General features: G+C 72.3%; 12 protein-coding genes. 2 read left to right on the top strand and 10 right to left on the bottom strand.

Annotated elements, in window-relative coordinates:
* Window positions 1-2: 2 nt before the first annotated feature.
* The 10 genes from B207_RS0121750 to B207_RS0121700 all read right to left on the bottom strand — a co-directional run bounded on the left by B207_RS0121750 (window position 3) and on the right by B207_RS0121700 (window position 18,074).
* Complete coding sequence (locus B207_RS0121750; protein WP_018638709.1) at window positions 3-1,172, bottom strand: cysteine protease StiP family protein; 1,170 nt, start codon at window positions 1,170-1,172, stop codon at window positions 3-5.
* Window positions 1,169-2,665: a phosphoribosyltransferase family protein gene (locus B207_RS0121745; RefSeq protein ID WP_018638708.1), complete on the bottom strand. Its 1,497-nt coding sequence runs from the start codon at window positions 2,663-2,665 to the stop codon at window positions 1,169-1,171. Before B207_RS0121745 ends, B207_RS0121750 begins: the two co-directional genes overlap by 4 nt.
* Window positions 2,662-3,855, bottom strand: coding sequence for an HpcH/HpaI aldolase/citrate lyase family protein (locus B207_RS0121740; RefSeq protein ID WP_018638707.1), 1,194 nt, complete (start codon window positions 3,853-3,855; stop codon window positions 2,662-2,664). The genes B207_RS0121745 and B207_RS0121740 overlap by 4 nt, the downstream gene beginning before the upstream one ends.
* 297 nt (window positions 3,856-4,152) lie before the next feature.
* Window positions 4,153-5,766 carry a glycoside hydrolase family 26 protein gene (locus B207_RS0121735; RefSeq protein WP_018638706.1) on the bottom strand — a complete coding sequence of 538 codons (1,614 nt, stop codon included), beginning with the start codon at window positions 5,764-5,766 and terminating at the stop codon, window positions 4,153-4,155.
* Window positions 5,767-6,346: 580 nt separating this feature from the next.
* Window positions 6,347-10,207: a zinc ribbon domain-containing protein gene (locus B207_RS0121730; protein ID WP_018638705.1), complete on the bottom strand. Its 3,861-nt coding sequence runs from the start codon at window positions 10,205-10,207 to the stop codon at window positions 6,347-6,349.
* Window positions 10,208-10,334: 127 nt separating this feature from the next.
* Window positions 10,335-12,086 (bottom strand): Hsp70 family protein, encoded by a 1,752-nt coding sequence (locus B207_RS0121720; RefSeq protein WP_018638704.1) that lies wholly within the window; start codon window positions 12,084-12,086, stop codon window positions 10,335-10,337.
* Between the two features lie 203 nt (window positions 12,087-12,289).
* Window positions 12,290-14,878, bottom strand: a complete 2,589-nt coding sequence (locus B207_RS41745) for a hypothetical protein (protein WP_051102614.1) — start codon at window positions 14,876-14,878, stop codon at window positions 12,290-12,292.
* Window positions 14,879-15,067: 189 nt separating this feature from the next.
* Window positions 15,068-15,745, bottom strand: coding sequence for a TerD family protein (locus B207_RS0121710; protein WP_018638703.1), 678 nt, complete (start codon window positions 15,743-15,745; stop codon window positions 15,068-15,070).
* 158 nt (window positions 15,746-15,903) lie between these two features.
* Window positions 15,904-17,109, bottom strand: a complete 1,206-nt coding sequence (locus tag B207_RS0121705) for a DUF475 domain-containing protein (protein ID WP_018638702.1) — start codon at window positions 17,107-17,109, stop codon at window positions 15,904-15,906.
* A 389-nt stretch (window positions 17,110-17,498) separates the two neighbouring features.
* On the bottom strand, window positions 17,499-18,074 hold the full coding sequence (locus B207_RS0121700; RefSeq protein WP_018638701.1) for a TerD family protein: 576 nt from the start codon (window positions 18,072-18,074) through the stop codon (window positions 17,499-17,501).
* 1,015 nt (window positions 18,075-19,089) lie between these two features.
* Here B207_RS0121700 and B207_RS0121695 point away from each other — a divergent pair.
* Window positions 19,090-21,180 (top strand): alpha-1,4-glucan--maltose-1-phosphate maltosyltransferase, encoded by a 2,091-nt coding sequence (locus tag B207_RS0121695; RefSeq protein ID WP_018638700.1) that lies wholly within the window; start codon window positions 19,090-19,092, stop codon window positions 21,178-21,180.
* Entirely contained in the window at window positions 21,177-22,922 is a 1,746-nt protein-coding gene (gene treS / locus B207_RS0121690; protein ID WP_018638699.1) for a maltose alpha-D-glucosyltransferase, read from the top strand. Before B207_RS0121695 ends, treS begins: the two co-directional genes overlap by 4 nt.
* Window positions 22,923-22,960 lie beyond the last annotated feature (38 nt).

The following is a 22,960-nucleotide window of genomic DNA, read 5'->3' as shown; positions in this document are numbered from 1 at the left end:
GGTCACGGTGCGACCGGGCGCCAGCGCGCCGCGGGGGTGTGGAACACCGGCGCGCCCTCCGCCTCCGACCGCACCGGCCGGACGAGGCCGACGCAGGAGAACGGCAGGCCCTCCATCTCCTCCACCGGCACCCCCCGCGCCTCGGCGAGCGCGAGCACGTGCGCGAGCTCGTCGACCCGGTCGGGCGCGACCAGGATCCGCCAGGGCACCCGGCGCAGCAGCACCCGGGTCGCCTCCCCCACCCCGGGCTTGACCATGATCACATCGGGGATGTCGAACCGGGCGGCGATGCGCTCGACGGCGGCCCAGCCCTCCCAGGTCGGGGTGCGGTCGGCGGCCCACAGCCGGGGCCACTCACGGTCGACCTCGTCGGCCACCTCGTCGAAGCGGCTGACGATCGTGTCGACGAAGTGCCGGGAGAGATCGTGCTCGGTGAGTTCGCCGTAGAACTTGGCGCCGTGGAAGTCGTCCGGGCCGATGTGCTCGGCGTTCAGCACCGTGCGGCTCACCAGGCCGCTGACCGTGGAGTTCAGGCAGGCGCTGGGGATCAGGAAGTCGTCCCGGGTGCCGAAGAGCGACACGCAGCGCGCCGGGTCGGCGAGTACGGCGAGGGTGTCGTCGAGCCCGAGCCCGCGCACCGCCTCGGTGAGGACCCGGGTCATCACGCCCTTGCCCGTCCAGCCGTCGACGAACTGGACCGCCGCGGCCGGGTGCCGGTCGGTGATGTGCCGCAGCGCGTTCAGGTCCACGCCCCGATCCTTGATCACCGAGATGGCGTAGTGCGGGACGTCCAGGCCGTGCCGGAACAGGTACCAGCGCCGCATCAGGATGCCGATGGGCGTGCCCGCGCGGGCGATCGAGGCGAGCACCGGCGCCGGCTTGGTGTGCCGGACGAGCTCGGCGACGATCCCGGTCGCCAGGGCCACCCGGCGCGCCGAGCGGTCCAGCGCCTGGCGGTAGATCTCCAGGTAGGCGGCATCCGGCTGGTACTCGATCGGCAGGTCCTCGGAGTAGTGCCGGCCGGACTGGAAGCCCTCCTCCCGATCTTCCGTCGGCCGTTCCAGGTTCGCCGCGCTCAGGTCGGTGAGCAGGAACGTGACGTCCTCGGGCGGGTACGACCCGGAGCCGATCAGCGGGCGTCCGCCGACACCCGCGGGCGGGGAGATGGTCATGCCACACGCTCCGGGACGTAGCAGGGCAGCGTCACGACGGTCACCGGCGCGCAGGCCGCCAGCTCGGCGAGCAGCCCGTCCAGGGCAGGCCCACCGGGGACGGGGCCGCGGCCGTCCATACCCGAGTCGACGACGACCACGATGTCGTCGTAGCGGCCCGGCCCGACGTTGTAGACATGGCTGACCCGCCCCGGATCGTCCGGCGCGGGGAAGGTGAGCGACGACCGGATGGCGTAGCCGTCGACGTCCAGCGGGTGCACCGGCGACCGGGTCGTCGACTGGTAGACGACATGCCGTTCCGTCAGTTCGGCGAGACCGTGCGCCAGCCGCATCGGCACGTACATCAGCTCCTCGGTGCCCAGGACCAGGATGTCGCCACCGCGGGCCGCCCCGTCTCCGTGCGCTGACCGCAGGGCGGTCAGGATGTCCCGGGCGGCGGCGGGAAGTGCCTCGGTCAGGCGCTCGCGGACGGCCGGCGACCAGCCGTGCCGCGCCCCGTCCGGCAGCCCGGCCGGCCAGGACACCGCCACCCGGGTCACCGTTGCGGCTGGCGGGACCGCCGCCACCGCGCCCTCCGGAGACGGGCCGCCGGCGGCGGCCACCGGGCCGGGCGCGGGGGCGAGCGCGGCGTACGAGCCGCGGATGGCGCTGGCGCGCTCGGTGACGTCCTCGGGCACGGAGACCGTGGCCGCGACCAGTGAGACGACGTCCAGGCGCACGCCCAGCTCGGCGGCGAGGGCCGCGAACGCGGCCCGCGCGGCGGGGGGCCGGGCATCGACGAGCGCGGCGACGGCATAGTCCGTCCGGGGGGCGAACGCGTGCAGGATGCGGATGGTCCCCAGGGCCGTGCGCCCGGTCGACAGCTCGTCGTCGACGAGTACCAGCCGACCCGGCGCGGCGAGCACGCCGGGGTCCTCCGGCATGAGCCAGTGGTGGGTGGCGTGCGAGTGCGACTCGACGAACTCCAGCAGCGGGGTCGTGCCCGGGACGGCCCGGCGGGTCGTGTGCAGGTAGTGGCTGTTCGGCAGGCCGTCGGCGACCGCGTGGCCCAGCGCCGTCGCGGTCTCGCAGTAGCCGATGACCACCGGCGCCGGCGCCGCTGTCGACGCCGCTGTCGACGCCGGACCGGGCCCGCGGCCCGGCTCGGGCAGGGCCCGGACCAGGTCGGCCAGCCGGGCGCCCGCGTCGAGCGCGACGGCCGGCGGCACCGGCAGGTGCTTGCCGAGGACCCGGCTGACCAACAGGTGGGCCCGCCGCGGGTTGCGCCGCAGGGCGAGCCCCACCAGCTCCCGCAGTTCCTCCCCGTGGTGCTCCTGCGGTGGCTCCTGCTCCCCGTCCTGACGGACCTCGATCCGCAGCCCGAGCGCCTCCCACAGCCAGTCCGGACCGGACGGCCGGCTCGCCGGCGGGCCAGGCGGAGCCAGCTCGCCGGGTGCCAGCCCACCAGGGACCAGCCCGCCGGGGACCAGCCCGCCGGGGACCAGCGCGGTCATCGGAGCGCGTCCTGGGTCGCGGCCAGCACGTCGACGAACGTGAGGCCCTCGCGCAGCACGCCGAACGCCTGTGCCCGCCGCTGCACCGCCTCGGCCCACAGCCGGTGCGGACGAAGCTCGTTCATCTTGTTCTCGTAGCTGCTCGCCCGTACCCCGCCCGTGTCACCGGCAAGGATCACCTCCGCATCCTCGTACTCCTCCTGGGTGACGACGTGCAGCGCGTGCACGGCCGGCACATGGGTGGGATGGATCACCGTCTTGCCGATGAGGCCGTTGGCCTTGTCGAGCACGACCTCCCGGATGAGCCGGTCGAAGTCGGCGGATACCAGCTCGGACCGGATCCGGGCTCCCTGCTCGCTGCCGTGGACCAGGTCGGCCTCCTCGAACGGCGTGACCCTCAGCGCGCTGACGAACAATCGCTCCGGTTGCGCGAAGTACTCCCACACCGGACCTGTGACCACATGGTCACCACCGCGGGCGCAGATGTTCACGATGTCGGCGATGCAGTCCCGGACCACCGCGATGTCGTAAATGGTGAGATCCCGGTCCCGGCGCAGCCCGAAGAGACCGGAGAGGTCCGTCGCCCCCAGCCGCACGGCAAGGACGTTGTCGGTGTACTCGTCCATCAGCCGACGCACACCGCCCAGTTCGTCGACCCGCGTTTCACGAAAGATGACCGCCGGGCTTTCCAGCACCGGCATGGCCCACAGCGGACGGCCCAGCACCTCCGATCCGCGCAGCACCGCGGCGAGACCCGGGCCGCCGTTCTCGATGCCGAACTTCGGCAGCACGAATCCGGCGATGAGGGCGCGCGCCGGGCGGCTCAGGCGGCCCAGCAGCGTCATTATCTGTTCCACGGCACGTACTCGGACGAACAACATCGGCGGGCCGGCTCCGCAGCGCGGGGGATCCGCACCGAGATCGTCCAGGGCGGCCACGACGTTCGACTCCGCGCCGAGCACCTCGTGGTCGGCGATGGCGTCCTCCAGGCAGAGGACCATCGACGTCACACCTGCCGCCACCTGCCGCCGGACGTCCCTGGCCAGGCGTGGCCTGGTGCCGGGGGCGTACAGGGTGGCACCCAGCGCCGTGGCCACCAGCCGCCGGTCGTCGGTCGGGACGATCTCCCGGGGAGCACGGTGGAACAGCGCACCCGCGCTGGCGTCGTCCAGGAAACTGAAATGACGCAAGCGGCTCGCTCCTGTCAGGACGTTCCGGCAGCGGGGGCGGTGCACGACGATCCACGGAATCGGGAACGGCCAGGCCGTATCCCTCACCCAACCCGCAGAGCCGCGCGGGTCGCAGGGCGGTCAGCGCGGGACAGAGGGCCCGTCGCAGACGGTACCCCGCCCCTTCGGGGATCCGGGACGAAACACCGCACGACACCTGGATGCACAACAGTTGTCGACACGCAAACGGGCCGGCGTCCCTGTCGCTGGGGACGCCGACCCGTGCCAGGAACTGGTCGATTACTCTGCGAAGCGGTGTCAGGCCCTTCCGAACAGCCGCTTGTAGGTGGCGGAGGCCTTCGGGTTCTGGCCGCCGTTCTGAATGGTCGAGCAGACGTTCCCGGGCGCGGCGTCGTGGAAGTACGCCTCGTACGCCATCACGTCCTTGTACTCCATGAACGTGTCGTACATCTTCTGGATGTAGAAGGGGTTGTCACCCCCGCCGCCTCGGCTGCAGGAAGCCACACCCCACTCACCCACGCCGACCTTCTTGCCGTGCTGGCGGGCGAAGTCCAGGAGGTAGCACAGACCGTTCGGGTTGTCGCACTGGCGGTTCCACTCGGCCTCGTTCCGGGACGCCGGGTACCAGTCGTAGGAGTCAATACCCACGTAGTCCACGTACTCGTCCCCGGGGTAGGCCGCCCACGGCGATCCACCGTTCGGCACCGGCGAGGCGTGCGCGTTGAACGTCCAGTCGATCTTCACTTCCGGATCAGTCGACCGGATGGCCGTGGAGATCCTGCGGAAACAGTCCCGGAACTGCGTCCCGGCCGCGTCCGAATGCCAGTACATGAACGTCCCGTTGAACTCCCAGCCGATACGCACGATCGAGTCGGCACGGCCGTTGTTCTTCAGGAAGGTGCCGAACTTCTTCCAGTGCTCGTCGTACTCACCGCGGGCGCAGGCCGCGTTGTTGCCCTGGCCCTTCGGGTAGGTCGGCTGGCTGATCACCAGCTTGCCCTGGAAGCCCTTGTACAGGTCCAGCGGCCAGCGCGGCTCGACCATCGCAGACCAGCCCTTGGTCCGCACGGTGAACACGTGCGCGACGTCGTTCGGCCGGCCGCGCCAGTTGCCGAACGACAGGACCTGCGACAGGACGTGCGAGGGGTAGACGCCCGACATCCACGGCAGGCCCGAGTGCGCCCCGCCGGTACCGCCGCCGGAACCGGCGGGGGCCGGCTGCGTGGCCGGGCTGGGCGCAGGCGCCGGGGCCGGAGCGCCGGTGGCCGCCGGCGCGGAAGTGGACGGCGCCGAGGAGGTCGGAGCGGAGACAACCCGGTCCCGGTCCTCCGGGGCCGGGTTCTCCGGGGCATCCTCGGTGAGGGTGGCTTCCGGGGCCGCGGCCTCGGTGGCGACGACGTCGAGCGATCCGCTGGCTTCCAGCGAGCCCTGCCGCGCGGTGACCGTCACCCGGCCGGCGAACCCGGCGGGCACCTGGAAACCGAGGATGAACCGACCGTCCGCGCCGGCACGGGCCGTTGCCGAACCACCGAGATCGGTGGTGGCCGCGGTCACGGTCACATCGCCGTCGGCACTGAAACCACGGCCGCCCACAAGCACGATGTCGCCGTCGAACAGCACGACCGTCAGAGTCGCCCGCCCGGTCGCGGCCGGGCCGGATGTCAGGCCGGCGACGGGAACCTGCTGACCGGCTCCTGGATCGGCAGGGCTCTGCGGGTCACCCGGGCCAGCGCCGCCGGCCGGGGAACGGGACGGGGTCGGCGTCACGCCGGCAGCCACGGCGCCCGCGGGAGACACCAGCTCCAGCGACAGCAGGATGGCGAACGCGGCGGCGAGGCCCAGCCGGGGCCCGCGGCCGACCCGGCGGCCACGCCTGCGCCCGAACTGACCGGACGTGCGCTGGCCGGACATGCGCTGGCCGGACGTGCGGGAGGAAGGACAGACAGCGAAGCGCCGGCGGAGACCAGCGCGGGATAGGCGGTCGACCCGAGGGGTCGGTCGGCCGCCGAGTGTCGAGGCCATGCTCGCGGGCCGCCTTTCGGTTGTGGCGCGGATCATCGGCGGACACACGACCGGCACACGCGGGAGGACTCGTGGTGCCTCCCCGCGGCTCGTCCCCTCCGGGTCGCCACCACCGTGGTGTGACCCAGCGCGCCGCTGCGGTGCCAGAGCCGACGGCGTCCGACGGATTCTCCGGTTCGCCGGCCGGACCTCAGAAGAATCCGACCAAACTGCACACGACTGAACGGACTCATCGTAAGGGACCAACCCGAACGGGGGCAGTACTACCGGGAAATATGCGGAGTGGTAGCGGGAAAATCGGCGATCAACTAGCACCCAGAAGCGGCGCGCTTAAGTAACGGATACACAACGAACCGTGTTGTCCAGGCGATCCAGACCACATCGGCTTCGCTACGGCGAATTTCTTCGCGGTTCTCCGCGAAGCGTCATCGGTCAGGCGGCGGAGGTCTCCGCGCGATTCGGACGGGCCTCAGCGAATGACGAGCTGACTGTCCTCGGGATGATCCACCCACAGGGCGGGCCCGTCCGGCGTCACCACCGGAAGAAGGCGCACCCCCCACGGCAGCTGCGCGCCCTCGAGGGTGACCTCCATGGTCCAGGACCCGGCGTACCCGGCAGGCTGCAGCTCGGTGAGCGGCTGGCCCTCGGCCGGCGTCGAGGGTGGTTCCTCGCCGGGCCGGGCCACCAGCACGAGCCGTGGGGTCGGCCCGGTGGACCGTACCTGGACCCGCAGCGTCCGGCGCCGCCAGCCCGCCTTCGACACCGTGTACGACACCGAGCTCAGCTCGGCCGGGTTCGGCGCCGCGGCCGGCAGGGGCGTCTGATCCGCGCCGGAACCGGCGGCCATCATCAGCGCCGGCTCCGGCCCGTCGGCGTGGCCGACGCCGCCCCTGCCGTTCGGAGCGGCGCCCGGCACTGCCGGCCCGCCGTCCGGGCTCCCCGGTACCGTCGGATTCATCGGAGTCACAGGTGCCATTGCGTGCATGGGTGGAACGCCGTGCCAGAGCGCACCGTACGGCCCGGTGTGCTCGGTGTACTCGGTGTACTCGGTGTGCTCGGTGGCGCCGTTCGGCGTCGCAGCCCCGGGAACCGGCAGCCCCGCGGCGAGCGGTTCCGGAATCGGGACTCCGGCCGTCAGTGGGCCGGGCACCGGCATCCCGGCGGTGGGCGGACCCGCGTTCGCCATCATCCGCCCGGCCGCCAGCTGCCCGGCAGGCGGTGGCCCGGTAACCGGCTGCGAGGCGGGCGGCGGGCCGGCGGGTGCATGCCCGCCAGCCGCCCGGCCGGCCACCGGCAGGCCGGAGATCGGTGGGCCGGTGGGCAGCCAGAAGGCGCCGGTCGTGGGTGCGGCCACGGCGAGATCATCGGACACCCCCGACATCGGCGCGTGCGCCGCAGGCACGGCAGGCACAGCGGGTGCGGCGGGTGCGGCGGGTGCGGCGGGTGCGACAGGCACCGCGGGCACGGCGGGTGCGACAGGCACCGCGGACGTCAGAGGCACCGCGGACGTCAGGGGCACCGCGGACGTCAGGGGCACCGACGTCTCCACCAGCTGGACGGCGGGAGGCATCGGCATCACGTCGATCACCACCGGCTGCGTGCCCGGCGAGAGGGATGGCAGCGGAGAACGGCCGAGGGGGGCCGGAGCGTCTCGCCCGGCGTGATCGGCGGCCCGCGGCGCCGGGGGCGTGACGGGGGCAGGCATCCGGTGACGCACCGATCGCCCGACCACACCGAGATCACCGGTGACCGTCACCGGGGTGTAGATCAGTTCCCGCAGGCCCGAGCTGCCTGGGACCGCCGCGTCCCGCAGCTGGCCGTAGCGGCTGGCGCCGACCAGCCGCAGCGGCGGTACCAGCGCGGCGAGCGGCACCTCCGTCCCCTCCTGTCCCAGCAGGGCGAGCGGCCCGGACGTCGGCTCTCCGGGAAGGCCGGGGCCGACCGCGCCCGGCAGACCCGCCCCCGCCGCGGCGGACCGGCCGGATGTGCCGGATGTGCCGGACACACCGATGCCGGCGCCGGCGAACGTGACCGGGCCGGCCACCGGAACGGGGACCGCGTAGACCCGCACCTCCGCCCCGGCCCGGGCGTTCCAGCGCAACGCGACCTGATCGCCCTCCGAGCCGGTCATCAGATCGGTGACCGGCCGGCGCCGGGAGGGCACGCCGAACTCGGCCTGCGCTCCCACCGTCCGGGCGGCGTTGCCGTCGATGTCGGTGTACTCGACGAACGCCCGGTACTGGTAGCCCACCCCGGGCAGCACGTCCGGGTCGAGGAAGCTGCCGCCGGTGACGCGGGCACGCCGCGACGGGGCGGTCACCTCGGAGTCCGGGTCGACGATCCGCTCGATGGTGACCGTGTCGGCGGGCCCGCCGGGCCGCCAGGTGAGCCGCACCCCGGTCGGCGTCGCCTCGGCGCGCAGGTCCGCGATGTCGCGGACGGCGATGACCGGCCGGGTGGTCACCGGTCGGGACCGCCGGTCGCCGGACAGCGCCGTCACCTCGTGCCGGACCGTCGCCCAGGCCGGCGCACCGGCGTCCGCGAGCTCGGTGGCGCCGGTCGTGCCGAGCGCCCGCCGGTCGGCCCGGGCCGAGCCCGGCTGCTCGGTGATCCGTTCCACCCGGTAGGTGACCGGCCCGGCGGACGGGGACGGCCGCCACCGCAGGACGACCGCGTTGTCGACCACCGCTGCGGTGAGGTCGTCCGGGGGTGCGAGTGGCACCGCGGCGAGCGCGCGCAGCGCGTCCTGGCTGTCGACGGCGGTGGCGAGCACCGCGACGAGGGCGGCTTCCCGCTGGTGCGGGGGCAGCCCGCGAGCGGCCTCGACCCGGCGCCGGATCACCGCCTGCTCCGCGGTCAGCTCGCCGAGGACGTCCGCGGGCGTGCGGCCGTCCGGGCCGGGCACGTCCGCGGCCCGGGCGACCAGCCAGCGGGCGCGTTCGATGGCGGCGTCCGGCCGCAGGGTGGCGCGGTCCTCGAGAAGGGCGCGCCAGCCCGCCTCGGCGGCGCCGAGGGCGGCGCGGACCAGTGATTCCAGTTCCTCCGCGGACTCCCGGGCGCTGTTGCCCCCGGCCGGCCCGGCCGCCGCGAGCGCCGCGCGGGCACGGGCCAGGCCCTCGCGGGCCTCCCGGGGCCGCCCGCCCTCGAGGGCCTGGCGGACCGCGGTCAGCGCGTCGCCGGCGGCCCGGACCTGGCGCAGGCTGTGGCCGCACCGCCGGCAGGTCACGGCGGCCGCCTCGGTGAGCGCCGAGCACGCGGGGCAGGTGGTGTAGAGCCCGGTGTCGCAGTAGCGGCAGGTGGCCGACCCGCCGACCGGCTCGGGACGTCCGCAGCCCGAGCACAGCACGTAGTCGACGGCGCCCCCGGTGCTCACCGCGGCGCCGAGATCGCGCGCGATGCCGAGGATGACCGTCTTCACCTGCTCGGCGCCGAGCCCGCGGCCAGCGGCCAGGGCAGCCCGGACCGCGCCCTCGTAGGCCACCGCGGTCAGCTCGCCGTCGAGCACCACGTGCTCCTCGACGACCGGGCGCAGCTCGTCCGCGACGTCCGCCAGCAGGCCGGCGGTGTACGCCGCGGGGTCGCCCTCGACGAGCCGGGAGCGCACCATCGCCAGCAGGTCCGCCGTCAGAGTCTTCTCCCGGTCGTGCGGTCGCCGGGCGTTGCCCGCGGCCACCGCCTCCCAGGCGGCCCGGATCCGGTCCGGCCCGGTGTCGGGCGGCAGGCCCAGGAAGTCCCACAGCGAGGCGGTGCCGACCTGGTCTCCGCCGCGCAGGACGCGCAGGTCCTCGAGGCGCTGCCGGATCTGGCTGCGAACCTCCGGCGCCAGCGCGGCGACACCGGATCCCTCGCCGTCGGCGATGATGTGCTCGCGGGCGAGACGGGCGTCGAACTCGGCGCCGGTGACACCCGCCGCGGCGGCGAGCCGGCGCAGGCCCGCCACACGGGACTCCGGAATGCCACCAAAACGATCACGCAGCGTGACAAGATAGCCGTCGACCTTGGCGAGCCGCTCCGCATCCCCGCTGCGGCGGGCGTCGAGCACCAGCTGGCGCAGGTGCGCCCGGGTGTCGCCGTCGAGCAGCGGCGCCTCCCACTCGGCCCGGCGGCGGACGAGCTCCGTCGCCAGCGCCGCGTACTTCGCCGAGTTGCGCTCGCGCTGCAGGAAGGCCATCACCCGGGCCAGCCGCGCGGCGACGTCCGAGTCGGTGTCCTCCCGGGCCGGGTCGAGGTCCGCGATCAGGAACGGGTCGGTGGTGTCCACCGGCGTCCGGGCGCGCAGCGGAGCCAGGACCCGTCGCCGGTAGCCGCTGCCGTCGAATGCCGCGCTCACCGCTCCACCCTCGTTCCACCCCCGCCCGCCTGCCGGGCACTCCGCTCCTCCGACGAGGGTACGGATCCCGTCCGGGCCCGCGGCCACCGTGGTGGTCGCCCCGACCCGCCCGGGCTCCCGGCGGCGGTCAGTCCCGCTGTTTGAGCAGGTTGACCTTGGCCGATTCCTCGGTCTTCATGCTCTCGCTGCCGACCCCCGCCTTGACCCGCAGCACCAGCGGCTCGGACGCGCCCACATGGGTCGCCGTCACCTGGATGGTCTGGTCCCGGCCCATCTCGAAGCTGACCTCGACCGGAGTGCCGCGGGGGTGCCCGGCCGGGATGCCGCTGATCGCTCCGGCCACGATCACCTTGTTGTCGTCGATGCGGGTCGACTCGACGCCGGTGCCCTGCTCGAAGACGCGGATGTCGACCTCGGCCTGGTCGTCGGAGATCGTGTAGAACGTTCGCTTCACCTGGATCGGCAGGGCGTCGTTCTGGTGGGCGAGGAAGGCCGCGACGGCCGACCCGCGGTCCTCCGCGAAGATCCCGAACCCGCGGGAAGTGACGTCCGTCACCCGGGTGCGCACCAGGTCGACCACGGAGGAGGTCGTCAGCCCGGCGGCGGACGCGCTCGCGGCCGCGGCCGCCTCCAGGTCGCCGGCGGCGGCGGCGTCGAGCGGCTGGTCCGGGCGCAGCCGCCCGCTCGAGACGAGCTCCGCACGGACCTCGCGCTCCAGCGCCTTCTTCTGACCGTAGACAGCCGCACCCTTGGCGACGGCGAGGTCCGGGTCGGCGAGCCGGCAGTTCAGGCCGAACGTCTCACCGAGCCGGCGGGCGACCGCCGGCAGCTTGCTCATCCCGCCGACGAGGAGGCAGAGGTCGATGGTGTCGACGCCCTTCTCCTTCGCCCGCTGCAGGACCGAGGCGGTGAGGTCCACCGTGCGCTGCAGCAGCGGCGCGGTGATCTCCTCCAGGGTCGCCCGGGTCAGCGTGACGCTGCACCGCTTCCCCCCGTGCACCACCAGGACGTCGACGCTCTCCCGTCCCGACAGCGCGAGCTTGGCGTCCTCGGCGCCGGTGAGCAGTTCCTGCTCGTCGTAGACGTCGTCCAGCGGGTCACCGGCGTCCGGCTGCTCCTGGACGAACTTCTGCGCCAGGTAGCGGACGATCTCGTTGTCCCAGTCGGCGCCGCCGAGCTCGTGGTCGCCGTCGGTGGCCACCACGGTGATGTCGTTCCCGTCGAGCCTGATCACCGTCGTGTCGAACGTGCCACCGCCGAGGTCGTACACCAGCACGGTGGCGGTGGACTGGCCGTCCTGCGCGAACCCGTAGGCGAACGCGGCGGCCGTCGGCTCGTTGATGATGTCGACGACGTTGAGGCCGGCGAGCTCGCCGGCGAGCTTGGTCGCCTTGCGCTCCTCGTCACCGAAGTACGCCGGGACGGTGATCACCACGTCGGTCACCGGCGTGCCGGTCGCCCGCTGGGCGTCCGCGGCGAGGGCCTTGAGGACCAGGCTGGAGACCGAGGCGGCGCTGTACTCGACGTCGTGGGCCACGAACCGCCAGTCCGAGGCACCCATGTGCCGCTTCACCAGCCGCGCGACGTCGTCCGGGCGGATCCGGGCCTGGCGCTTGGCCTGCGTCCCGACCACGAAGGAGCCCGACCCGCCGCTGTCGGCCCCCGCGGCGCTCCCGCTCCCGCCCGCGGCGCCGACTTCGCCCGCGGACGCGCCCGCGGACGCGGCGCTCTCACCGGCGCTGTCGAACAGGACCACAGAGGGTGTCGTGGGCTGAGACTCGATGTTGCGGATCACGTCCGGGCGGCCGTACTCGTCGACCTGGGCGATACACGAGTAGGTGGTGCCCAGGTCAATGCCGAACACCTTGGTGCCTGCCACCGTCTGATCTTCCCTTCCGCTGACGACTGCTGCCACCGACGGCCCGCAGCCGGCGACGCCCCCACACCGCCGGCGGGAACTCATCGCCGGCCTCGCCGCCGGCGTCACTCCCGCCGGCATCTGCCTCATGATGATGACGGGGTCGCCGCAGGCCGTTGTAGCCGGCCGTCCCCCGGACGGCCATCCGGTGGTCATCGGGCGGGTCAGCGCGCCCGGTACACCTCGGTCTCCGCCGGGCGGATGACAGTTGACTCGCCCCGGACGAAGCCGGGCCGGACCGTCCGGGCGACCGTCCCCGCGAGCTCCGGATCGTCCGTGGCGACGCGCCGGACCCCGAGGAACCGGCCCGGGTCGAAGGACTCCCCGACCTCCGGGGTGAACGGACGGACGTCCGCCGCCAGGTCGAGGATCTGGAGCAGCTGCTTGCGCAGGATGCCGGCGACGCTCTGCGAGTCCTCGCCCCCGAGACTGCTCATCTGGTCGTAGAGCCGGACAAGCCCGCGCAGCAGCGGTGCCATCGCCTCGGTCAGCTCGCCCCCGCGCAGGCGGCTGTTCTCCGCGTGCAGGCGGTCGACGAGCTCGGCGTCATGCCGCCGCAGGCGGACGAGTTCGTCCACACTTTCGGCGAGCCTCTCCAGCACGAGCCGGTCGGCCACCGCGGCGGCACCGTCCTCCGCAGCCCGGTCGCCCCGGTCGGCGTCGGTGGCCGGGGCGGGCGTCGCGGCCGCGGAGCCGTCCGGGCCGCGCACCCCCGGCAGCGCCGGGACGATGTCCGCCGCGTCCGGCATCTCGAGCCCGCCGATCGCGGCCCGGGGATCGGACGTCCCCGCGGCAAAGGCGCCGGAGTCGAGGGTGCCGCCCGGGAGGTCGACCGCGCCCGGCAGGCCCGGCAGGCCCGGCCCGGTCAGGTCGTCCACCAGCCCCGGTGCCGGCGGACCGACCGCGGCGCGCTCCTCGGCCCTCCCGGGGACGTCCCCGCCGTCACCCGCAGAGCCCTCGGCGCTGCCGCGTGGGTCACCGATCGGGTCGGCGCGGTGCCGGCCCGAAGGGCCGCCTCCGAGAATCTCGTAGTCGAGCAGATCGAACTCGTCCGTACGGGCGGCGTGGCCGCTGGCATGCTCCTCCTCGAGAGGCGCCTGCACCGTGGGCGGCGGACCGGCGTCGAAGGTCGGCGGGCTGTCACGCCGGAAGAAGTCGATCTTCTGGACGGGCAGCGGGGGGAGGCTCGGAGCGTTGGCCACACCGTCCGTGACAGCTGGCCCGGCCGGGGTGGCCGACGGCCCCGACACCTCGGCGTCGGGGCGGGGCGGGTCCAGGTAGGGGGCCGGATCAGCGTCCGGATCCGGATAGTCGGCGCCGCCGTACTCCGCCCGGCCGTACGCCGGGCGACCGGCGAACCCCGGGTCGGCCGGGTAGCCGCTGTCCGGGTACTCGGCGTCGGCGCTGACCGCGGTGGCGTCGTACTGGTCCGCCGAGCGGAAGCCCTCGGGCAGGTCGGCCCGGCGCCGGCTCTCCGAGCGGTCGAAGCGGGCAGCAGCGTCGTCATAGCCGCGGCTCTCGTAGCCGTCGGCGCGGTCGGGCCCGTCGGAACGGTCGTACCCGGGTGCGCGGTCGCCGCCGTTGGCGGTCTGGTAGCCGCTGCCGTCCTGGTAGCTGTCGGCCGGGTCGTAGTCGGCCGGGTCGTAGTCGGCCGGCGCGCGGTAGTCACCCCGCCCGGCGCGGTCGCCGGCGTAGCCACCTGCGTTCTCGTACCCTCCGGCGTCGCCCTGACTGCCGCCGTCGCCGGAGCCGGTGTACTCCCTGGGGGAGGCGTACTCATCCGGGCGGTAGTCGCCCGCGCCCGCGCGATCGCCCTTGCCGGCGTACCCGTCGGCACCCGCATAGCCGTCGGCACCCGCATAGCCGTCGGTGCCCGCATAGCCGTCGGTGCCCGCATAGCCGTCGGTGGCGACGTAGCCACCGGCCTCGCCGTAGCCGGCGGTCTCCGTCCCGTAGTCACGGTCGCCGGATCCGCCGTCGGTGCCGCCGTAGGCGCGGGTGCCCTCGTAACCGCCGGCGCCCTCGTAACCGCTGCCCCCGGCATAACCGTCTGTCTCACCGTAGCGATCGGCCTCGACGTACCCGCCGGGCGCGGAGCGGTCCTCGGCGAGGCGATCGGCCCGCGGGTCACCACGGCGGTCGCGGGTGCCGGGCAAATCGGGCCGGTCGAACTGGCCGGCCGTCCCGTACCCGCCGGCAGGCCCGGCCGGCAGCCGATAGCCGGAATCCTGGTAGCCGCCACCGCGCGCCTCGGCCGCCGGGTACCCGGCGGCGGGGTACTCCTCGGCCGGCACCCCGTAGGGCGCGTCCGGGTACGCGGCGCGGAAGTCGGCCTCCGGGTCGCCAGCGCCGCGGTCCGGCGGGCCGTACCCCGCACGTTCGTAGCTCTCGGGCGCGAACAGCGACTCCCGGCCGCCGTCACCGCCGCGGCCGTCACCGCCGCCGCGCGATCCGTGGTCACGCGGGCGGCGCGTGACCGGCACCGCGACGACGTAGCCCCGGGGACGTGGATGGCCGCCGGAGCCCGGATCCGTCCCGTCCTCCGTGTCGTACCAGGCGGGACCGCGGCCAGACTGCTCCGCGTCACCGCGGTCAGGTCCGTCCGGCCCGGTGCCCGGCGGCTCGTCCACCTCGGGCACCGGGTCCGGCGCGAACCAACGGTAGTTGGCCTCGTCCTGCTCCGCGCCCTGCGCGGCCGGGTCGGGAACCGCGCCCGAACGGCCCGCGCGGGAGGAACGGCGTGGCTGGAACATGGAGTAACGCCCTTCCCCTGCAGGCGACGGCACTGGATGGATCATCCCGGTGGGTCGGCCCGGCCCGGGTCACGGGAGCGGCCCGAGCCGACACAGATCCGTTCTGTCGTTGCCTGTGCGCCCGGTCCAGAGCACAGCCTGCCCTCTTCGGGCGGTCCGCTCAACTCCGGCCCGGTCCTGACCTTCCGGTCACTTCCGGCCAGCGGACCAGTTCAGCCCCCACCCGTAGGCGGTGTCCAGCTCCCGGTGGCCGCCCACATACCGAACCTCGCGGCTGACGGTGAAGTCGTTGCCGGTGTTCGTGAGCAGGGCGATCGCGCACATCCGCGAACCGCCGGCGCGCTCGTCGAGGCGCACCTCGATCGGCGCGCCCTGGGCCGGGGTCAGGGTCACCACGGCGTTCGCCTGGTCGAACGAGGCGGCGCCCTCGTAGATGAAGGCGAAAACCAGCAGCCGACGGATCTCCGTGATGCGGGACAGGTTGACGTGCAGGTTCTCGCCGCCCGCTGTCGCACCGGTGCGGTCGTCGGCGTCGAGCTGGACGTAGGGCGGGTTGTCGAACGAGCCGAACGCGTTCCCCAGCGCCTGGACAACACCGGAGCGGCCGTCCGCCAGCTCGAACAGGCACGCGAGGTCGAGGTCGGCGCCGCCGCCCGCCGCGCTCAGCACGCGCTTGAGGAAGCCGCTCTTGCCCCCGCCGGAACCCGCGTTGTTCTGGTCCCAGTTGAGATTGACGTGCAGGCGACCGCCGCCGCCCTGCTTGCTCAGCGACACGCTCGGCGCGGTCTTGGTCAGGGTCACCTTGCTCAGCGAAACCGGAGGCCCGGCCGCCGGCGCCGCAGGTCGTTTGTTGTAGTCGATTCCCATGATCCGCTCCTTCGCGGTTTGGCGGGTGTGGCGACAGCTGATAACAGTCAGCGACGGCAGGCGTTGATTATCCCGAACGGTGGCCCCACGGAATCAGGACCCGGGGGAACGGGCCGGCGGGGCATGCGCGGAAGCACCGAACAGTCCGGATTCGTCCGTCAGGTCCGGGTTCCGATGACGGGCGCGTTCTCCTCGCCGTCGCCGGCCGCGGCGGATACGTCCTCCCCGTCCCCGTCCCCGCTGTCGACGGCACTCGTGCCACCGCCTGCCGCCTTGCGCTGCGTCGCGCGGTACCGGATCGACGACAGCAACGCCAGCCCGATGAATCCGACACCGATCAGACCGGTGACGATCTCGTGCACCTCGGTCTCGATGGAGACAGCCAGGATGACGGCCAACGCACCGATCGCGTAGTGCGCCCCGTGCTCGAGATAGATGTACTCGCCCAGCGTTCCACGCCGGACCAGGAACACCGTGACCGACCGGATGTACATCGCGCCGATACCGAGACCGACCGCGATGATAAAGATGTTCTGCGAGATCGCGAAGGCGCCGACGACACCGTCGAACGAGAACGAGGCGTCGATCACCTCCAGGTAGAGGAACAGGAAGAAGGCGGCCCGGCCGGTGGCGAGCACCAGGTCGGGAGTACCACTCCGGCGCTGCGGCGGGTCACCCGCGCCGCTCTCTCCGGCCTCGCCGTTCGCGTCCTCGTCCACTTCGGCGCCGACCCCGCGGGATTCGAAGAACTCGCCCAGCCCGCGTACGCCCAGGTACGTGGCCAGACCGGCGACACCGGCCGTCAGCACCTGCTGGGTGTGATCGCCCGAGAAGCCCTCGGCGACGACCAGCAACGCGACCAGCCCGGTCACGACAGGCAGCACGGCGAGCTGCCCGGCCCGGCGGAAGGGCTCCTCCAGCTGCTTCAGCCACTGGATGTCACGCTCGGGGTCGAACATGAAGTCCAGAAAAATCATGAAGAGGAAGATTCCGCCGAACGCCGCGATCGAGGGATGCGCCTCGTGCAGCCGGGCTGCGTACTCGGCCTCGTCGTTCAACGCGAGATCGAAGACCTCCACCGGGCTCAGGTGCGCGGTCAGCGCCACGATCGCGATGGGGAACACCAGCCGCATGCCGAAGACCGCGATGATGATGCCAACGCTCAGGAAGATCCGCTGCCAGAACTCGCTCATCCGGCGGAGAATCGTCGCGTTGATCACAGCGTTGTCGAACGAGAGGCTGATCTCCAGAACGGCCAGAATCGCGACGATCGCCGCGGCGTCGGCGCCGCCGATCACGCCCGCGGCGGCGATGCCGATCACTGTGATCGCGATCGACCAGCCAAAGATCCGAAGTGTGTGCACTGCTGGGAAACACCTCCCGGACCGGCTCGCGATGCTCCGACAGGCGTTCGCAGCGGGGACCGCGGTCCGTACCGGCCCCACCACTCACACATCACCGCGCTGTCGCCGGACATCGGGTCCGGTTCACCGGACTGTGCCGGCCGTGTGGTCGAGCGCATCGTATTAAGCCGCGGTCCCGGGGGATACGACCGAAATCTGACGGAAGCCGGCTCTGGTCTGCTCCGACCGCCGCGGAGACGGCGAGATCACATCCTGGCACGCACCTGTGTGCCGCGACGGACGCCGACGTGCGGCCCGTGCCGCTGCCGGTGCCACCCCGAGCCGGGCACGCCCCGGGATAGCACCGCACGACAGCACGGCCCGCACGGGCCCCGCGACCGGCGGACAGCTCAGACGTTGACCCCGTAGTCGCGGGCGATGCCGGAGAGACCCGAGGCATAGCCTTGGCCTACCGCGCGGAACTTCCACTCCGCCCCGTGCCGGTAGACCTCGCCGAAGACCATGGCGGTCTCGGTCGAGGCGTCCTCGGTCAGGTCGTAGCGCGCGATCTCGGACTGGTTCGCCGCGTTCACCACCCGGATGAAGGCGTTACGCACCTGGCCGAAGCTCTGCGAGCGGTTGTCCGCGTCGTAGATCGAGACCGGGAAAACGATCTTGTCGACGTCGGCCGGCAGACCCACGAGGCTGACGTTGATCTTCTCGTCGTCGCCCTCGCCCTCGCCGGTCAGGTTGTCGCCCTGGTGCTCGATGGCACCCTCCGGGCTCTTCAGGTTGTTGAAGAAGATGAAGTGCCCGTCCGAGACGACCTTGCCGTCGGCCCGGCACGCGATGGCGCTGGCGTCCAGGTCGAAGTCGTCGCCGGTGGTCGTCCGCACGTCCCAGCCGAGACCGACGACGATGGCGGTGAGACCGGGCGCCTCCTTGGTCAGCGAAACGTTGCCGCCCTTGCTAAGGCTGACTCCCACTGCTCCTCCAGTTTCGATGTTCAGGGTCGATGTTCAGGGTGATGTCCGGTTCGGGGGTTCAGATCATCGGCGGGCCGGGCTGGTGCCGGCCCGCCGCCTGTCAGGCGAGCCGCACACAGGGCTCACCGGACAGGTGCGTCAGGCTCCCCACCTCTCCCGGCCGCCGCCCGGCCGCCCCCGCGGCCAGACCGGACCGGACCGGTCGTACACAGGCCCCGCCACCCGGGCGTACGGGCGGCGGCAGCCTACTGCGTCACACTTCACGCCGAAGGCCCCACGCGGGCCCGGAGTGCCCGCCGCCCACCCACGCCGGCACGCGGAGTGCCCACGGATGTCACACGGGCGGCCCGCCGCGCACCGGTCGGGGCACGGCGAGGCCGAGCGGGCGGCCCCGGGCGACGCGAACACGGCGAACACGGCGAACACGCCCGAGGGCGGCGGCCCCGGCGGCCGTACTGTCCCCTTGCCACAGCCCCGGCCACGCCTCCCGTGCGGTGCATCGCCCGGCCCGGTGCGGTTGCGCTCCGGTGCGCCAGCCGATGAGTGTGGGTGTTCAGCAGTTCCTGTGCGACAGTTCCGTGCCCAGCGAGACGAACGACAGCTCGACGAAGTTCCCTGATCGAGGAGCGTGCCACCACCGAAGGTCCGTCGATGCCCAGAAGGTCTGTCACGCCGCCGACACATCGCCCGACTGCGGAGTGACACCGCCGGCCCGATGGGCACACCGTCAGAAATGGACGCCGGGGCGGATCGCGACGGCCTCGACGCGGCCCGCGCCAGCCGCCCACCAGTCACCCAACAAGATCAACGCAAGCAATATCGACGGCGGAGGGTTAACGACCCCGGCAAGCCGGGAACATCGGTCAGGACCGTAACCATCCGGACAGCACAGCCAGACACACCGTGGAAACAACGCAGACCCATCCGGTGGTTGCATGCAGTTCACGTGGCGGTGTCATCGAACGCCATGTGCAGGGTCGACCATTGAGTCGTGGTTCGTCTGGATAAGGTCCCCATGATGATCGGACGTTCAGTAGGCCGGGTTGTCATCTCCGACGTGCGCCCGGTCGTCTCCTGTGGCCAGTGGCCGTCGCGGGCGGTAGAGGGCGAAACCCTCACCGTCAGCGCGACGGTCTTCCGTGAAGGTCACGACCTGATCGGAGCAAATGTCGTCTTTTCCGGGCCCGACGGTCAGGGTGCTCCGTTCACGCGGATGATCATGACTGGTGCGGGCACGGACCGTTACGAGACCGATCTCGTCATGGGCCGCGAGGGCCTGTGGGGCTTTCGGGTCGAGGCCTGGGCCGACCCCGTCGCCACCTGGCGCCACGGCATCGAGCTCAAGGTCGGTGCCGGCCAGTCCGTCGACGAGCTCGCAGTGGACTTCGAGGACGGTGCCCGGCTGCTCCTCCGTGCGCTGCCCGGTGTCCCGGAGTCGCGGCGGGCCGAGGTCGCCCGGGCGGTGGCGGCCCTGCGCGACGACAGCCGCACCGACCCGCACGAGCGCATCGCCCTGGCCTGCGCGCGGGAACTGGCCGTCCTGCTGGACGCCCACCCGCTGCGTGAGCTGGTCACCCGCTCACCGCTGTACCGCGTCTGGGTCGATCGGAAGCGGGCGCTGTACGGCAGCTGGTACGAGCTCTTCCCCCGCTCGGAGGGGGCCAGCCTGGACCCGCCGCGCTCGGGGACGTTCCTGACTGCCACCGAGCGGCTGCCCGCCGTCGCGGCGATGGGCTTCGACGTGGTCTACCTGCCGCCGATCCACCCGATCGGCGAGGTGAACCGCAAGGGCCCCAACAACACGCTCGTCACCGGCCCCGACGACCCCGGTTCGCCGTGGGCCATCGGGAGTGTGCACGGCGGCCATGACGCCGTGCACCCCGACCTGGGAACACTGGACGATTTCGACCTCTTCGTCGCGCGGGCCCGGTCCCTCGGCATGGAGGTGGCGCTCGACCTGGCGCTGCAGTGCGCTCCGGACCATCCCTGGGCCAAGCACCATCCGGAATGGTTTGTCGTCCGCAGCGACGGCTCCATCGCCTACGCGGAGAATCCGCCAAAGAAGTATCAGGATATTTACCCCCTGAACTTCGACGCGGATCCGATCGGGATTTACCACGAGATCCTGCGCGTGGTCCGCTTCTGGACCGCCCGCGGCGTGCGCATCTTCCGCGTCGACAATCCTCACACCAAGCCGGTCGAGTTCTGGGAGTGGCTCATCGGCCAGGTCAAGTCGACCGAGCCGGACGTCCTGTTCCTCGCGGAGGCGTTCACCCGGCCCGCGATGATGCACAGCCTCGCCAAGGTCGGCTTCACCCAGTCGTACACCTACTTCACCTGGCGCAACGAACGCCCGGAGCTGGAGGAGTACGCGCGGGAGCTGGTCGACTCGGCCCACTACATGCGGCCGAACTTCTTCGTCAACACGCCGGACATCCTGCCGGAGTACCTCCAGCGCGGCGGGCCCGCCGCGTTCCGGATCCGCGCCGTGCTCGCGGCCATGCTCTCCCCCACCTGGGGGGTGTACGCGGGGTACGAGCTGTACGAGAACGACCCGGTGCGGGCCGGCAGCGAGGAGTACCTCGACTCGGAGAAGTACCAGTACCGGCCGCGGGACTGGGCCGGCGCCGAGCGGGCCGGCCGCTCGCTCGCGCCGTACCTCACCCGGCTGAACCAGATCCGGCGCGCTCACCCGGCCCTGCACTGGCTCCACAACCTGCGGATCCACCAGTCGGACGCGCCCGAGATCATGGTGTTCTCGAAGCGGCTCACCGCCGCGGCGTCGGCCGCGGCCAACGCCGCGGATCCGACGCTCGCCCCGGCCGTGACGGCCGCGGCGGGCCTGGCCACCACCACCACCACGCCCGCCTCCGACCGCCTCGGCCCCGGCGACGACCTGGTGATCGTCGTCGTCAGTCTTGACCCGCATACGGCCCGGGAGACCACGGTGCGACTGGACATGCCCTCCCTCGGCCTCGACTGGGGCGACGCCTTCGAGGCGCACGACGAGATCACGGGCGCCACCTACCGGTGGGGCCGGGACAACTACGTCCGCCTGGAGCCGAGCGAGCCCGCCCACGTGCTGACCGTGCGACGCTTGCCGTGAGCGCCGCGGAGCCCTTCACCGAGGAGGCCCTGCGCCTGCCGTCGGTTCCCGCCGCGGCGAGAACCGACGGGGCCGACCCGGGCCCGCCGGTCACCCCGCACGACCCGCAGTGGTTCAAGCGGGCGGTGTTCTACGAGGTCCTGGTACGAGGCTTCGCCGACTCCAACGGCGACGGCACAGGCGACCTGCGCGGGCTGGTCAGCAAACTGGACTACCTGGAGTGGCTCGGCGTCGACTGCATGTGGCTGCTGCCGATCTACTCCTCGCCGCTGCGCGACGGCGGCTACGACATCGCCGACTACTTCCAGATCCTGCCGGAGTTCGGCGACCTGGGTGACTTCGTGAACCTCGTCGACGAGGCGCACAAGCGCGGCATCCGGATCATCGCCGATCTGGTGATGAACCACACCTCGGACGAACACCCCTGGTTCCAGGCCTCCCGCTCGGACCCGGACGGACCCTACGGGGACTTCTACGTCTGGTCCGACACCGACGAGAAGTACCCGGACGCCCGGATCATCTTCGTCGACACGGAGAAGTCGAACTGGACCTGGGACCCGGTGCGCGGCCAGTACTACTGGCACCGCTTCTTCTCCCACCAGCCCGACCTCAACTATGACAACCCGGACGTCCAGGAGGCGATGCTGGAGGTCCTGCGCTTCTGGCTCGACCTCGGCCTCGACGGCTTCCGGCTGGACGCCGTGCCCTACCTGTACGTGCGCGAGGGCACGAACGGGGAGAACCTGCCGGAGACCCACGAGTACCTGCGCCGGGTCCGCAAGGAGATCGACGCCAAGTACGCCGACCGGGTCATGCTGGCCGAGGCGAACCAGTGGCCGTCGGACGTCGTGCAGTACTTCGGCAACGACGACGAGTGCCACATGGCGTTCCACTTCCCGCTGATGCCGCGCATCTTCATGGCGGTGCGCCGGGAGTCGCGCTACCCGATCTCGGAGATCCTGGCGCAGACCCCGGAGATCCCCCCGAACTGCCAGTGGGGAATCTTCCTGCGCAACCACGACGAGCTGACCCTGGAGATGGTCACCGACGAGGAGCGGGACTACATGTACGCCGAGTACGCGAAGGACCCGCGTATGAAGGCGAACATCGGGATCCGCCGCCGGCTCGCCCCGCTGCTGGACAACAGCCGCGACCAGATGGAGCTGTTCACCGCCCTGCTGCTCTCGCTCCCCGGCAGCCCGGTGCTGTACTACGGCGACGAGATCGGCATGGGCGACAACATCTACCTCGGCGACCGGGATGGTGTGCGCACCCCGATGCAGTGGTCCCCGGACCGCAACGCCGGGTTCTCGACCACCGACCCGGCCCGGCTGTACCTGCCGGTGATCATGGATCCGGTGTACGGCTACCAGGCGCTGAACGTCGAGGCCGAGCAGCGCATGTCGACCTCGTTCCTGTCCTGGACGAAGCGGATGATCGAGGTCCGCAAGCGGCACCCCGTGTTCGGGCTGGGCACCTACGAGGAGCTCGGAGCATCGAACCCGTCGGTGTTCGCCTTCGTCCGCGAGTTCGGTGACGACCGGGTGCTGTGCGTCGCGAACCTCTCCCGGTTCGCGCAGCCCGTCGAACTCGATCTGCGGCGGTTCACCGGGCTGGTGCCCGTCGAGCTGCTCGGCCGGGTCCATTTTCCGCCGGTCGGCGAGCTGCCGTATCTGCTGACTTTGCCCGGGCACGGCCATTACTGGTTCGCACTGACCAGTTCGGGGGAGTTCACGACTTAGGCGGTCGGCGGCCACACCTTGATCTTCGTGTGGGCCGC

It is taken from the genome of Parafrankia elaeagni (assembly GCF_000374165.1).
GTDB lineage: Bacteria > Actinomycetota > Actinomycetes > Frankiales > Frankiaceae > Parafrankia > Parafrankia elaeagni.
This window is presented reverse-complemented; position numbering and strand designations above follow the sequence as displayed.